16 protein-coding genes are annotated in these 13,534 nt (G+C 60.7%); 11 read left to right on the forward strand and 5 right to left on the reverse strand.

Going from position 1 to position 13,534, the window contains the following annotated elements; genetic code table 11:
* Positions 1-56: 56 nt before the first annotated feature.
* Together AB4X18_RS10965 and recO are read left to right on the forward strand one after the other, a co-directional pair.
* Positions 57-386: a DUF1491 family protein gene (locus tag AB4X18_RS10965; protein WP_370400115.1), complete on the forward strand. Its 330-nt coding sequence runs from the start codon at positions 57-59 to the stop codon at positions 384-386.
* Entirely contained in the window at positions 386-1,111 is a 726-nt protein-coding gene (gene recO / locus AB4X18_RS10970) for a DNA repair protein RecO (protein WP_370400116.1), read from the forward strand. Before AB4X18_RS10965 ends, recO begins: the two co-directional genes overlap by 1 nt.
* Here the strand turns inward: recO and AB4X18_RS10975 are convergent.
* The 3 genes from AB4X18_RS10975 to AB4X18_RS10985 form a co-directional block, all read right to left on the reverse strand.
* On the reverse strand, positions 1,095-1,487 hold the full coding sequence (locus AB4X18_RS10975) for an META domain-containing protein (protein WP_370400117.1): 393 nt from the start codon (positions 1,485-1,487) through the stop codon (positions 1,095-1,097). The genes recO and AB4X18_RS10975 overlap by 17 nt on opposite strands.
* Before the next feature lie 7 nt (positions 1,488-1,494).
* A complete protein-coding gene (locus AB4X18_RS10980; protein WP_370400118.1) occupies positions 1,495-2,022 on the reverse strand; it encodes a TetR/AcrR family transcriptional regulator in 528 nt (175 codons plus the stop codon).
* A 66-nt stretch (positions 2,023-2,088) separates the two neighbouring features.
* Entirely contained in the window at positions 2,089-3,780 is a 1,692-nt protein-coding gene (locus AB4X18_RS10985; RefSeq protein ID WP_370400119.1) for an acyl-CoA dehydrogenase family protein, read from the reverse strand.
* Between the two features lie 144 nt (positions 3,781-3,924).
* Here AB4X18_RS10985 and AB4X18_RS10990 point away from each other — a divergent pair, with 144 nt between their 5' ends.
* Complete coding sequence (locus AB4X18_RS10990) at positions 3,925-4,689, forward strand: sulfite exporter TauE/SafE family protein (RefSeq protein WP_370400120.1); 765 nt, start codon at positions 3,925-3,927, stop codon at positions 4,687-4,689.
* 43 nt (positions 4,690-4,732) lie between these two features.
* Here the strand turns inward: AB4X18_RS10990 and AB4X18_RS10995 are convergent, their stop codons facing one another.
* Positions 4,733-5,092: a helix-turn-helix domain-containing protein gene (locus AB4X18_RS10995; RefSeq protein WP_432817399.1), complete on the reverse strand. Its 360-nt coding sequence runs from the start codon at positions 5,090-5,092 to the stop codon at positions 4,733-4,735.
* 153 nt (positions 5,093-5,245) lie between these two features.
* On the opposite strand from AB4X18_RS10995, the gene AB4X18_RS11000 reads away from it, so the two are divergent.
* Positions 5,246-6,181, forward strand: coding sequence for a helix-turn-helix domain-containing protein (locus AB4X18_RS11000; protein WP_432816591.1), 936 nt, complete (start codon positions 5,246-5,248; stop codon positions 6,179-6,181).
* A gap of 123 nt (positions 6,182-6,304) precedes the next feature.
* On the forward strand, positions 6,305-7,021 hold the full coding sequence (locus tag AB4X18_RS11005; RefSeq protein ID WP_370400124.1) for a hypothetical protein: 717 nt from the start codon (positions 6,305-6,307) through the stop codon (positions 7,019-7,021).
* Between the two features lie 68 nt (positions 7,022-7,089).
* Here AB4X18_RS11005 and AB4X18_RS11010 read toward each other — a convergent pair whose 3' ends face one another.
* Positions 7,090-8,688: a phosphoenolpyruvate carboxykinase gene (locus AB4X18_RS11010; protein WP_432816592.1), complete on the reverse strand. Its 1,599-nt coding sequence runs from the start codon at positions 8,686-8,688 to the stop codon at positions 7,090-7,092.
* 364 nt (positions 8,689-9,052) lie between these two features.
* On the opposite strand from AB4X18_RS11010, the gene AB4X18_RS11015 reads away from it, so the two are divergent.
* From AB4X18_RS11015 to AB4X18_RS11040, 6 genes are read left to right on the forward strand one after another with little or no spacing between them, the layout of a single operon-like run.
* Entirely contained in the window at positions 9,053-9,754 is a 702-nt protein-coding gene (locus AB4X18_RS11015; RefSeq protein ID WP_299876269.1) for a response regulator transcription factor, read from the forward strand.
* A gap of 33 nt (positions 9,755-9,787) precedes the next feature.
* A complete protein-coding gene (locus tag AB4X18_RS11020; protein WP_370400125.1) occupies positions 9,788-11,488 on the forward strand; it encodes a sensor N-terminal transmembrane domain-containing protein in 1,701 nt (566 codons plus the stop codon).
* Positions 11,489-11,503: 15 nt separating this feature from the next.
* Positions 11,504-11,935: an HPr kinase/phosphorylase gene (locus AB4X18_RS11025; protein ID WP_370400126.1), complete on the forward strand. Its 432-nt coding sequence runs from the start codon at positions 11,504-11,506 to the stop codon at positions 11,933-11,935.
* Positions 11,932-12,843 (forward strand): RNase adapter RapZ, encoded by a 912-nt coding sequence (rapZ, locus tag AB4X18_RS11030; RefSeq protein ID WP_432816593.1) that lies wholly within the window; start codon positions 11,932-11,934, stop codon positions 12,841-12,843. Before AB4X18_RS11025 ends, rapZ begins: the two co-directional genes overlap by 4 nt.
* Positions 12,840-13,232 (forward strand): PTS sugar transporter subunit IIA, encoded by a 393-nt coding sequence (locus AB4X18_RS11035; RefSeq protein ID WP_370400128.1) that lies wholly within the window; start codon positions 12,840-12,842, stop codon positions 13,230-13,232. Before rapZ ends, AB4X18_RS11035 begins: the two co-directional genes overlap by 4 nt.
* 16 nt (positions 13,233-13,248) lie before the next feature.
* Positions 13,249-13,518, forward strand: a complete 270-nt coding sequence (locus AB4X18_RS11040) for an HPr family phosphocarrier protein (protein WP_432816594.1) — start codon at positions 13,249-13,251, stop codon at positions 13,516-13,518.
* Positions 13,519-13,534: the final 16 nt, after the last annotated feature.

Consider the following 13,534-nt stretch of genomic DNA (forward strand, 5'->3'; position numbering starts at 1 on the left):
GGGCAGATCGGCCCTTCGGGGAGGTTTTTTGAACCATTTGGAAGAGGGGGGTGGTTTTGCCAAGGCTGACGGCGCGTTTTTGGGTGGATGCCTATTTGGCGCGGCTGGGGTTGCAGAACATTCCGGCGTTCGTGGTGGCGCATGGGGATGATACCGGGGGGGCGGTTCTGGTGAAGCTGGCGACGCTGGATGGGCAGGCGGCGGTTTTTCAGCGGTCCTTTGATCTGGAAACGGGTGCGCAGAAGTGGATGGAACTGGCCGCTGGCGCGGAGCGCGACGTCGATGAGGTGATCACCCGGCAGCGCGGGTTCGATCCGGACCTTTGGGTGATTGAGGTGGAGGACCGCGCGGGGCGGCATCTGCTGGACGCACCGGGGTTGGAGTGATGGAGTGGCGCGATCAGGGGATATTGCTGAGCACGCGCCGCCATGGAGAAACATCGGCCATCATCGAGATGTTCACGCCGGAGCAGGGGCGGCACATGGGTGTGGTGCGCGGCGGGACCAGTCGCAAGATCGCACCCCATCTTCAGCCCGGTGCGCAGTTGGATGTCGTCTGGCGCGCACGGCTGGAGGATCATCTGGGCAGTTTCACCGTTGAGCCCGTGCGCAGCCGGGCAGCGGCGGCGATGGGGGACCGTTTGGCGTTGGCGGGGCTGAATGCGGTCACGGCGCTGTTGTCCTTTTGCCTGCCGGAGCGGGAGCCGCATGGCGGGCTTTATAAGCGCACCGAGATGTTGCTGGACCTGTTGGGGCAGGGGGAGGTCTGGCCGCTGGCCTATCTGCGGTGGGAAGTGAGCCTGTTGGAAGAGATGGGTTATGGACTGACGCTGGATGTTTGCGCGGTAAGCGGGGTGCGGGAAGGGTTGATCTATGTCTCGCCCAAGACGGGGCGCGCGGTGTCGGAGGCGGCCGCCGGGGAATGGGCGGACCGGCTGTTGCCCCTGCCGCCGGTGTTGCGGGGCGAGGGCGACGGGGCGGATGCGGAGGTGGCGCAGGCGTTTCGCACTACGGGGTATTTTCTGGAACAGCATCTGGCGCGTGATCTGGGGAACACGCCGCTGCCGGAGGCGCGGGCGCGGTTCGTGGAGGCGTTCAATCGGCGTGTTTGAAAACCAGCAGCACGTCGCCCGCTTCGTTGGACAGGGTGAGGGTGTCTGGTCCGACTTCTGAAAGGGAGGCTTCTTGCAGCGCGGCGAAGAAGGCGGCCTCAAGGGCGAGATCGGGACAGGCGCGTTTGGTCGAGATGATCCCGTCGACGCCGAACCAGGGGTAGGGGGTGTGCATCCCGGTCTGGTAAGTGTTGCAGGGGCCGGTGCCGGTGATCTGGCCGATGCGCGGAAACTGCAGGGTGGCGCGGGCCGGGAAGGGCGCGCCGCGCAGTTCGGTGACCTGCCAGATGTGATCATCGGCGCCGTAGGCGCGCACGGTTTGATCCTGGTTCTGGAAGGCCATGCCCATCACGACGATGAAGACAATGACGCCCACGGAGGTGTCAGTTCAACGCCAGAACGGTATCGACCAGCGTGTCAAAGGCATCCGCCTGCACGTCGGCGGCATCGGGCGCGTATTGTGGCAGGCCGATCAGTGTGGCTTGCAGGGCGCGGGCGAAGTTTTCGTTCCGCAGGCCCATCTTGCGCAGCAAGTGTACCAGATACCCCAGCCGTTCCATATCGACTTCGGCCAGAATGTCGGCGACATGTGAATTGGTCTGCGCCCAGATGCGCAGGCTGGCTTCGACCTCATCACCAAGGACCGACTGGCCAAAATCGCGCAATTGCTGGTCTGCGGGGCCGGTGGCGTTGAGCAGATCCACCACATGTTCCAGCGCATCGGTGCGCCACTTGGCCAGCAGGGCGGCGTGATAGGCGGGGACGTCCTTGTAATGCCAGTAAAACGATCCCTTGGTCGTGCCCATCCGGCGCGCCAGTGGTTCCGCCGCCAGCGCATGCGGACCCTTGGCCTTGAGCGCGTCAAAGCCTGCGTGGAGCCAATCCGCCTTGGTGAGTCGGGATGTTGCCATGCCCCGGTAGATAAGCAGCGGCAGGGGGCAGGGCAAGGAGATGTGACGCCCCTTGCCCGATAAGTTCTAGCCCAAAAGGCGGCGGGCGATGACTTGTGCCTGAATTTCAGCCGCGCCTTCGAAGATGTTCAGGATCCGCGCGTCACAGAGCACCCGGCTGATCTTGTATTCCAGCGCGAAACCGTTACCGCCGTGGATTTGCAACCCGTTGTCCGCAGCCGCCCATGCGACGCGGGCACCGAGCAGTTTGGCCATGCCGGCCTCAACATCGCAGCGGCGGCCTTCGTCCTTCTCGAACGCGGAGAAATAGGTCAGCTGACGGGCGACCATGATCTCAACCGCCATCATGGCGAGCTTGGAGGAGACGCGGGGGAAGTTGATCAGCGATTTGCCGAACTGCTTACGGTCGATCGCGTACTGCATGGAGATGTCGAGCGCGGATTGCGCCACGCCGATGGCGCGCGCGGCGGTCTGGATGCGGGCGGATTCGAAGGTCTCCATCAGCTGTTTGAAGCCTTTGCCTTCTTCACCACCCAGCAGGTTTTCGCCCTTCACATGGAAGTTGTCGAAGGCCAGTTCGTATTCCTTCATGCCGCGGTAGCCGAGCACTTCGATCTCGCCCCCGGACATGCCTTCGGTGGGGAAGGGATTTTCGCAATCGCCGGGGGTCTTTTCGGCGAGGAACATCGACAGGCCCTTGTAGTCGGAGGTGTCAGGATCGGTGCGGGCCAGCAGGGTCATGACCTGTGTGCGGGACGCATGGGTGATCCACGTCTTGTTGCCGGTGATCCTGTAGTCGCCACCCTCGTCCTTGACCGCGCGGGTGCGCAGGGAGCCGAGGTCGGAACCGGTGTTGGGTTCGGTAAAGACAGCTGTGGGCAGGGTTTCGGCACTGGCGATCTGGGGCAGCCATTTCTGCTTTTGTTCCTCAGTGCCGCCCGCGATGATCAGTTCGGCGGCAATCTCTGACCGGGTGCCGAGGGAGCCGACACCGATGTAGCCGCGCGAGAGTTCTTCGGACACGACGCACATGGACGCCTTGGAGAGGCCGAAACCGCCGTATTCTTCGGGGATGGTCAGACCGAAGACACCCATTTCGGCGAGTTCCTCGATCACTTCCATCGGGATCAGTTCATCCTTGAGGTGCCATTCGTGGGCAAAGGGTTCGACTTTTTCGGCGGCATAGCGGCGGAATTGGTCCCGGATCATTTCAAGCTCTTCGTCCAGACCGGAGGCACCGAAGGTGGCGTTTGCGGATTGCTCCTGCATCAGCTCAACCAGACGCGTGCGGGCGGCTTGTGTGTTGCCGCCCTGGGTCAGGGTCATGATCGCGGGATCCATCAGCGCGCGGCTGTCGTCCTGGCTGAGGCCGAGGTCCTGCAGGCGCAGCACTTCGCCCTGGTTCATCTGAATGCCGCCGTAAATCTGCCAGAGGTATTCGCCGAAGGCGATCTGGTGGATCAACTGCTCCATCTCGCCGAATTTGCCCGACGCTTGCAGCGCTTCGGCCCACTTCTGCATCTGGCGCAGCGATTCGGCGTAGGTGGCGAGCCAGGCAAGGCCATGGGCGGCGGTCTGGTTGGCTTCGACCAGTTCATTGGACACCCGGTCGCCGGTGCTGACGGTCTGGCGCACGGCGGCTTTCGCCTTTTCCAGTATGGTTTCCACCGGCTTTACCGCAGCGCCCGTGAGGGCCAGCAGATCGTCCAGCAGGACCGGAGCATCCATCATCGTCATATCCTGACCGTCGTGTGCCATGTTGATCATCCTTTTAAAGCTTTGCCGCTGATAGCGCCTTCGCAGGTGCAGCACAATAAAGATACGTTTGGATGCGTCAATTTGTTCGATAGTTGCGCGGCCATTTTGGCCGTGCACCGCATCCGGGGGATGGTATGTAGAGCCATGGAGGCGCTTTTCCCCTTTCTAACACCTTTTACGATGGTCTGCGCCTTTGCAATTGCGGCTTTCGCCGGATTCGTGAAAGGCGTGGTGGGTTTTGCCCAACCGCTTGTGATGATTTCGGGTCTGACATTGTTTCTGTCCCCGGAGCTTGCGCTGGCCGGGCTGATCGTGCCGACGCTGATCGGCAATACCATCCAGTCCTTACGGCAGGGCGCGGCGGCGGCCCTGGAGACGGTGCGCCTGTTCCGCCTGTTCCTGCTGGTTGGCGGCGTCACGCTGGTGATTTCGGCGCAACTGGTGCGCGTGGTGCCGGAGCGCGGGATGCTGTTGTTGATCGGGGTCCCGGTGGTGCTGTTCGTTCTGCTTCAGTTGAGCGGTGTGCGCCTGCGGGTGCGGCCGGACAACCGGGTGGCAGAAGCGCTGGTGGGTGCCTTTGCGGGCGTGACGGGCGGCTTCATGGGGGTCTGGGGGCCCCCCACGGTGACCTATCTGACCGCGCGCGATACGCCGAAGGCGGACCAGATGCGGGTGCAGGGCGTGATTTATGGTGCGGGGTCGGTTGCACTTTTGGGAGCGCATGTCGGCTCTGGTGTGCTGCGCGCTGAAACGCTGCCCTTTTCCGTTGTGATGGTTGTGCCCGCGTTACTGGGAATGTGGGTCGGGGGGCAGGTGTCGGACCGGATTGATCAGACGGCGTTCCGCCGCGCGACGCTGATCGTTTTGCTGCTGGCCGGGGCGAACCTGATCCGGCGGGCGCTGGTGTAGGAGCGGGATCGGTCGCCCGGAAGCGCCGATCCCTTGTGCCGTGTCAGCCGCGTTTGGCGACAGTCAGTCCCGAGACGTCCTCGATGAAAGTTTTGATGCGGGATTTGATCGCTTCATCCTGAATCGCGGCCAGCGCGTTGACGATGTCCATCCCCGGATCTTCGCTGGGGGCCGCGTTTGCGTTATCGTGCAGCCCTTCAAAGAAATAGGCGGGCGGAACATCAAGGATTTGCGACAATTCGAAAAGACGGCTGGCGGCAACACGGTTGGAGCCGACCTCGTACTTCTGGATCTGCTGGAACGACAGTTCCAGTTTCCGCGCGACGTCCGTCTGCGAAAGCCTGCGCAGCGTGCGAATCTGTTTTAAGCGTTTTCCTACGTGTACATCGACGGGGTGGGACATTTGATCATTAAGCCTCTGGTTGAACATGCCTTGTTTTCGCCATGTTCGCGGTCCGGTTCAATTGCATAGATTTTTTCTATTTTGAGTAGAACATGTACAGGTGACGTATGATTTGCGTTGCAACAATGGGTGATCCATGCACCATACAACCCTATGACGAACGTTACAGACACAGACACGGCGCAGGATTCCGGTACTGCGCAGGATCAACCACCGCCAGCCCTGCTTTTCGAGATGATCCGATCCTTCGTGACGCTGGCCTCAACCTTGAACCTCAGCCACGCTGTCAAGGACCTCAACAGCACGCGGCAAACGGTGCGGCGCCACATCGCATCGCTGGAGACGGCCATGGGCGGGCCGCTGTTTACCGTGGACGACCGCCGCTATCATCTGACCGAGATGGGCGAGAGCGTTCTGCCCGATGCCAAGGATATCCTGGCGCGGGGGATCACCTGGCTGCGCGGGCAGACCAGTACGTTCGGGCATCTGCAAAAGCTGCGCGCCCATGTGGGGGACTGGGACTTTTATCAACAGCAACAGCCCTTGGGCAGTATCTGGAAAGACCCATCGCTTTTGCTGCGGGAAACCTTGCGGGCATGGGCGATTTCGTCAGGAGAGATCGAGGCCGACACCTTCCGCCATGTGCGTCCCTATCTGATCATCTATCGCCGATCCGAGGTCGGTTGGATCTGCGTTGAATTCGGGGAAAAGTCTGTATATGTCAACTGGTTCGGATTGGATTTCGCCCGTTCAAGCATCGGACGACCGATCAGCCAGATGCCGGCGGGGGAAGAGTTTTCTTACCTGATCTACCAGGCTTTCGATGAAGCCGAGGCCAAGCAGATGGCGCGGTTGGATCATGTCTTTACCCGGATGCCGCGACGGCCGTCGGAAAAGCTTTCGCCCGTCGCCTACCAGCGGCTGATCCTGAACGGATTTTTTCCGGACGGCTCGCCGGCGGTGATGTCGCTGGTGCAGCCTGTGGGGCAGCTGAATATCGCTGGGCTGGATATTTCAGGGATGGAAGGATTGCTGCCGATGGAAATGCCGGATTTCACCCCTGAAATGGCGCTGTTCGAGCATAAATAGAAATTGCAGATTCGACACAATCTCAAGTTTTTGGCAAAATTGTATCAAAATCATGTAAAAAGCGGGTGTTTCTCTGGCATTTGTACTAACCTTAAATGGGGATAAGGCCAAGGAGACTGCTCAATGACGATTCAATTTCCGCAAGATGCGACGCCGTTCATCGCATCTAGCCGCAATATTTTGCGGTCTCACGGCATTGAAATCACCATAGGCAGTAATTTTGAGCACTATAGTGAGATTATTCGTAAAGAACGGAAAGTGCAGAATCTGGGCGCGCCCTTCAACTATGAGTTGCACGAATTTCGAAAAAACAACGCATTCTGGTTGATTGGCCGGAATGAAAAAGGTGAGCTGATTCACACCCAAGCGGCCAAAAAAGTGCCTCTCGGCGGGAAATCGCTTGCGGGGCATCTGCTGCGCAACTTCCGCGATTTTCCACCGCCGATCCCGGGCGTGCAGCTGTCTCAGTCACGGTTCCGCGCGACACCGGGTGCGCACGGGATCAAGGGCAACGTCGTTTACCATGGTGAAGTCTGGATGGCGCCGGAAGAAGGACGCTATCGCGGGGTTGGCCTTTCGACGGTTCTGGCCCGCACGGGCCTGCTGGAAGTGCTGCGCCGCTGGGATCCCGACTTCATCTACGGCTTCATGTTGCGCACGGTGGCGTTCAAGGGTTTCGCGGAGCGTATGGGGTACATGCATAATGAACCAGGCGCCTTGAAATGGGCCATCGCAGGGCGGGACAAACCGATTGAAGCGTTTCTGACGTGGCTCAGCCAGGAAGATGCGCGGTTCCTGCTGGATATCCCGGTTGAAGAACTGGTGACGCAAGCCGCTTAAGGCGCTTGCCGCCTGACACGAAAAAGGCCGCCCTGGATGGGGCGGCCTTTTCGTTGGGATGATCCGGTTCAGCTTATTGCGGCAGCTTTCACGTCGTCGTCGATGAACGGCAGATACTGCGCGAAGTTGTCGGAGAACATGCCGACCAGTTTCACCGCCTGACGGTCATAGCTTTCGGGTTTGTCCCAGGTCCGACGCGGGTCAAGCAGGATATCCGGCACGCCTTCGACAGCGACGGGCACGTCAAAGCCGAAGTTGGGATCCTTGCGGTACTGCACATCCGCCAGGTCCCCTTCCAGTGCCGCCGTCAGCAGGGCGCGGGTGGCCTTGATCGGCATCCGCGATCCGGTGCCATAAGCGCCCCCGGTCCAGCCTGTGTTCACCAGCCAGCAGGTTGCGCCGTGCTGTGCGATCTTTTCACGCAAAAGGTTGCCGTAGACTTCGGGACGGCGCGGCATGAAAGGCGCACCGAAGCAGGTTGAGAACGTGGGTTCGGGTTCCGTCACGCCGCGTTCGGTGCCGGCCACCTTGGACGTGAAGCCAGACAGAAAGTGGTACATCGCCTGCGCGGGTGTCAGCCGCGCGATGGGCGGCAGGACACCGAAGGCATCGCAGGTCAGCATGATGATGTTCTTGGGATGCCCCCCCACCGCCTTGGCCGACGCGTTGGAGATGTATTCCAGCGGATAGGCGCAGCGCATGTTGGCGGTCAGCGATGAATCGTCGAAATCCAGCTCCTTGGTCTCCGGATCGAAGACCATGTTTTCGATCACGGTGCCGAATTTTTTGGTGGTCGCAAAGATCTCCGGTTCGGCCTCCTCGCTCAGGTTGATGGTCTTGGCATAGCACCCGCCTTCGAAGTTGAAGGTGCCGTTATCGGACCAGCCGTGTTCGTCGTCCCCGATCAGCGTGCGGGCGGGATCGGCAGAGAGCGTCGTCTTGCCCGTACCCGACAGGCCAAAAAACACGGCCGTGTCGACGGGGTTGTTGTGCGCGTGGTTGGCCGAACAATGCATCGGCATGATGCCCTTTTCAGGCAGCAGGTAGTTCAACAGGGTGAACACGGACTTCTTGTTCTCGCCCGCGTATTCGGTGCCGCCGATCAGGATCATCTTGCGGTCGAAGTTCATCGCGATGACCGTATCGGAGCGGCAATTGTGCTTTTTGGGGTCTGCCTTGAAGCTGGGACAGTTGATCACGGTGTAATCCGCGATGAAGTCATCCAGTTCGGCGCGTTCGGGACGGCGCAGCATGTGGCGGATGAACAGGCCGTGCCATGCCATTTCAGTCACCATGCGCACATTGATGGCGTGGCGGGGGTCCGCACCGCCGACAAGGTCCTGCACAAAGTATTCGCCGCCTTGCATGTGGGCGATCATGTCATCGTAAAGGGCATCGAACCCCTCGGGCGACATCGCGGCGTTGTTGTCCCACCAGATCGTGTCGGCGACGCTGTCGCTTTTCACGACATGCTTGTCTTTGGGGGATCTGCCGGTGAATTTCCCGGTGGTGACAAGGAAGGTGCCGCCCTTGCCCAGTGTGCCTTCCTGGCGCCGCAAGGCGATCTCGATCAGGGCGGGTTCGATCAGGTTGTAGTGGACGTTGCCCAGGCCGGTGATCTGCTGATCTTCAAGGGTGAACTGCGGGTTAACCCGTCCAGATGTCATGCGGTGTCTCCTCAAAGCGCACATGTGCCTGCGCGATCGTGCCGGTCCTGCATCTTCGAGCGGCGCTTTCGGCGGTTCTTGCGCCTCTTAACACGAGGATTTGCGAGATGAACAGGCAGGTTGTCTCAGTTAGCGCCATCATTGCGCAGATTGGTGCCGGCCCGGCCAAATCTGCGCCGGCGCGGGATTTGGATTGGCATGCAGGTTACGACAAAAGTGCGGCAATTTAGCCATCCCTAACCAAATTGTGGCCTAAATGCCTGCATATAAAGCTCTGATTCGCAGTTAGCGATTGATTCGGTGGCTTGTAATAGTGATCAATGACGCAAAAAACCTAGAATTGAGCAGCAGAAGGAAACAGGCAATGTCAAAGATTGCATTGGTAGATGATGACAGGAATATTCTGACGTCCGTCTCCATGACGCTCGAAGCCGAAGGGTTCGAAGTCGAAACTTACAACGATGGTCAAGCCGCACTTGATGCGTTCAACAAGAACCTGCCGGACATGGCCGTTCTGGATATCAAGATGCCACGCATGGACGGGATGGACCTGCTGCAGCGGCTGCGCCAGAAGACCGCGATGCCGGTGATTTTCCTGACCTCCAAGGATGACGAGATTGACGAGGTTCTTGGCCTGCGTATGGGCGCCGATGATTACGTCAAAAAACCGTTCAGCCAGCGCCTGTTGGTCGAACGCATCCGCGCGCTATTGCGCCGTCAGGATGCCGTGGACAGCGGTGAAGTAGGCGACACCGAAGAGACCAAGGTGATGGAACGCGGTTTCCTGCGGATGGACCCGCTGCGTCATGCGGTGGCCTGGAAGGGCAAGGACGTGTCGCTGACCGTGACCGAATTCCTGCTGTTGCAGGCGCTGGCACAGCGCCCCGGCTTCGTGAAGTCCCGCGATCAGTTGATGGACGTGGCCTATGACGATCAGGTCTACGTCGATGATCGCACCATCGACAGCCACATCAAACGCCTGCGCAAGAAGATGCGGACCGCAGATGATGAGTTCTCCGCGATTGAGACACTCTACGGCATCGGGTACAGATATAACGAAGAATAAGTACCGCTTTTACGGGTGAGTGGAAGGGACGTCGTGCGGGATTTGAGCACCACGACACGCGAAGGGGACGTTGTCCTGGGCGACGATTGGGTCGCCCCGGAAAGCACGGGCCCCGACGAAATGCGGGCACGCCGGGAACGGCGCGGCCTGTTTTCGCTGCGTGCCTCGCCACTGACCCGCAAGATCATCACCTTCAACCTGATTGCCCTGAACGTTCTGGTTGCGGGCATTCTTTATCTCAACTCCTCGCGGGATTCGCTTGCGGTGCAGCGCGCGGCGGCGCTGGTATCCGAAGCGGAACTGATCGCGGATGTGATCGAGGCGCAGTTGCCCAAAGGGGCGCCCGTTGATCTTGCCGGTACACCCGATCTGAACCCGGCAGCCACCCTCGACAACCTTGTATTGCGCAGCGGTGTCGATGTGTTTGTCTACGGGTCTGACACAACGCTCATCGCGCGGTCCAAGGGTGACGGTGCTGCTGCCGGGTCGGGCGCGGGCGATGACGGCAGCCGCACCATTCTGACCGACGGGTTAAGCTGGGTCTGGAACCAGGTTTCCGCGCCCTTTGCGGGCAACAACCCGGCCCCACCCGCAGGCCCGATCGAAGAACAGCTCAAGGCGCTTGTCGCCGGAAGCATGGCGTCGGGCACCCTCATTGAAAATCGGCTGGATGCAAGCGGTAGTACCCTGTTCACCGTGATGACCCCGATCAAGCAGGGCGATACGGCCGTGGGCGTCGTGGCCATCGCATCTGCCGCCGGTGAGATTGACAAGCTCGTGCGCAGCGAACGCGAACGTGTCTTGCAGATGTTCGTGGTGGCCACACTGGTGTCCATCGGCCTCAGTCTTGTGCTGGCCTCGACGATCGCAAATCCGCTTGCCGATCTGGCCGCCGCCGCGGAACTGGGGCGGGACAAGGACGCGCGCAAGATGAACCCCGGCCGTATCCGGATCCCTGACCTGACGGCGCGTCCCGATGAAATCGGGCGACTGTCCGGCGCGCTCAGGGGGATGGTTTCGGCGCTTTACAACCGGATCGACAGCAACGAACAATTCGCCGCCGACGTGGCGCATGAAATCAAGAACCCGCTGGCATCGCTGCGGTCTGCGGTGGGCACGCTGCGCATGGTCAAACGCGAAGACCAGCGTCAGAAGCTACTGGATGTGATCGACCACGACGTGCGCCGCCTTGACCGGCTGGTCAGTGATATCTCCAACGCCTCGCGCCTTGATTCCGAACTGGTCAAGGAAGAGGAAGAGCAATTCGACCTGCTGACGATGGTTGGCAATCTGGGCCAGTATCTGGGGGAGGACGCCAAGAAGAAGGGTGTCGATTTCATCACCGATCTGCCGTCTGATCCGATCCTTGTGCATGGGCTGGAGGCGCGTCTTGCGCAGGTGTTCGTCAACCTGATCACCAACGCCATTTCCTTTTGCGAAGACGGCGATGCGATCCGGGTCTGGGCGCGCAAGCGTCAGAACCGGGTGCTGGTGGTCGTCGAAGACACAGGCCCGGGCATCCCCGATCAGGCGCTGTCAAAGATCTTCAAGCGTTTCTATTCGCAGCGCCCGGAGGAGCATTTCGGGAACAACTCCGGTCTGGGGCTGGCGATTTCAAAGCAGATCATCGAAGCCCATGGCGGCGTGATCTGGGCAGAGAACATCCGCCCCACCGAAGCCGACATCACGTCAGAGCCGCTGGGCGCGCGCTTTGTCGTCGGCCTGCCGACCTGATCCTTTCGGGCCATCATGTCACAAACCGAGCAAACCCTTCACGCCACCACGGTGGCGCAGGGAGGGCGTGCGATTCTGATCCTCGGGCCATCGGGGTCCGGCAAATCCGCCCTTGCGCTTGAGCTGATCAGCCGGGGCGCGGCATTGGTCAGCGATGATCGCACTGTCGTGTCTGTTCAGGACGGTCAGGTGATCGCCTCTGCGCCGCCAACCATCGAGGGCATGATCGAAGCGCGCGGCATCGGCATCCTCAAGCTGCCCTGCGCAGACCCGACGCCTGTCGCCCTTGTCGTTGATCTGGCGCAGTCGGAAACGCAGCGCCTGCCGCAGGCGCGCACGCACAGGATATTGGACCGGGAACTGCGCTGTCTTGCACAGGTGGATGCGCCGCATTTCCCTGCCGCGATCTTGCTTTGCCTTGCGCATGGTATATCTGAGCCGACATGAGCACGTCCTTGCCCCCTTCCGCCTCCGGCGACGGCCCGCGCCGTTTCGTCGTGGTCACAGGACCGTCCGGCGCGGGGCGGTCTTCGGCGCTGAACGTGCTGGAGGACGCGGGGTTCGAGACCATCGACAACCTGCCGCTGCGCCTGCTGCCCGCGTTGCTTGAGGGGCCGGGCCATGACGGACCCGTGGCGCTGGGTATTGATACACGCAACCGCGATTTTTCTACCGATGCGGTGCTGGAACTGTTGGGCCAGCTGACCGCGCGCGGTGACACGCGTGCGGACCTTCTCTACCTCGATTGTGCCACGGACGTGCTGTTGCGTCGCTATTCGGAGACCCGGCGCCGCCATCCCATGGCGCCCGAAGATCGCCCCGCCGACGGCGTCGCCCGAGAGCAGGACCTGCTGCGCCCGCTGCGCGCGCGCGCCGATGTGCTGATCGATACGTCCGCGCTGAACGTGCATCAGCTGCGCACGGAGGTGGAGCGGTGGTTTGCCCCCGACGGCCGGCACCACCTGAGCGTTTCGGTGCAATCGTTTTCCTACAAGCGCGGGCTGCCGCAATCGGTAGACATGGTTTTCGACTGCCGTTTTCTGCGCAATCCGTACTGGGAAGACGCGCTGCGTCCCCTGGATGGCCGCGACGCAAAGGTGGCGGATTACATTCAGGTTGATCCGAATTACGGGCCTTTCGCCGACAAGGTATTTGATCTGTGCCAGTTGCTGTTGCCTGCCAGCCGCGCGGAGGGCAAATCCCATTTTTCCATCGCATTCGGATGTACCGGGGGGCAGCACAGATCGGTCACAATGGCGCAAGCGCATGCTTTGCGCCTTGCGCAGGCGGGCTGGCAGGTGTCAATTAGACACCGCGAGCTGGACGGCCAGCAGAAATCAGAGGCACCCACGTGATCGGGATCGTAATTGTCGCACATGGAGGATTGGCGCAGGAATATCTGGCGGCAATCGAACATGTCGTGGGATCCCAGAATGGCGTCCAGGCAATTGCGATCCGCGCCGATCACGACCGCGCCGCAAAGGAAGCCGAGATTTGCGAGGTCGCCGATGCGGTCGATACAGGCGATGGGGTCGTGGTGGTTACCGACCTTTTCGGCGGCTCGCCTTCCAACCTGTCGCTGCTGGCGTGCCGCCCTGATGATCGCCGTATCCTTTACGGTGCAAATTTGCCGATGTTGATCAAACTGGCCAAATCCCGCCACCTGCCTGTGCCCGACGCCGTGCGCGCGGCACTTGAAGCGGGTAAGAAGTACATCGACAGCCAAAATGTTAGTGCCAGCTAAAAGGCCCCTTTTTTCAATGACTGACGTTTCCCTTAAAATCGTGAACATCAAAGGTTTGCACGCCCGCGCCTCCGCCAAGCTGGTGGAAGTGGTCGAAGCCTTTGACGCCCGTGCCGAGATCAGCAAGGATGGCATGTCCGCATCAGGGGACAGTATCATGGGCCTTTTGATGTTGGCAGCCGGCTGTGGAAGCACTATTGACGTGCAGACTTCCGGCCCCGACGCGGATGCCCTTGCGGACGCGTTGACCTCGCTGGTAGGGGATCGTTTCGGCGAAGAAGACTGACCGCAGCCGACCAGAC

Origin of the sequence: Sulfitobacter rhodophyticola, assembly GCF_041281685.2 — a bacterium.
Lineage (GTDB): Bacteria > Pseudomonadota > Alphaproteobacteria > Rhodobacterales > Rhodobacteraceae > Sulfitobacter.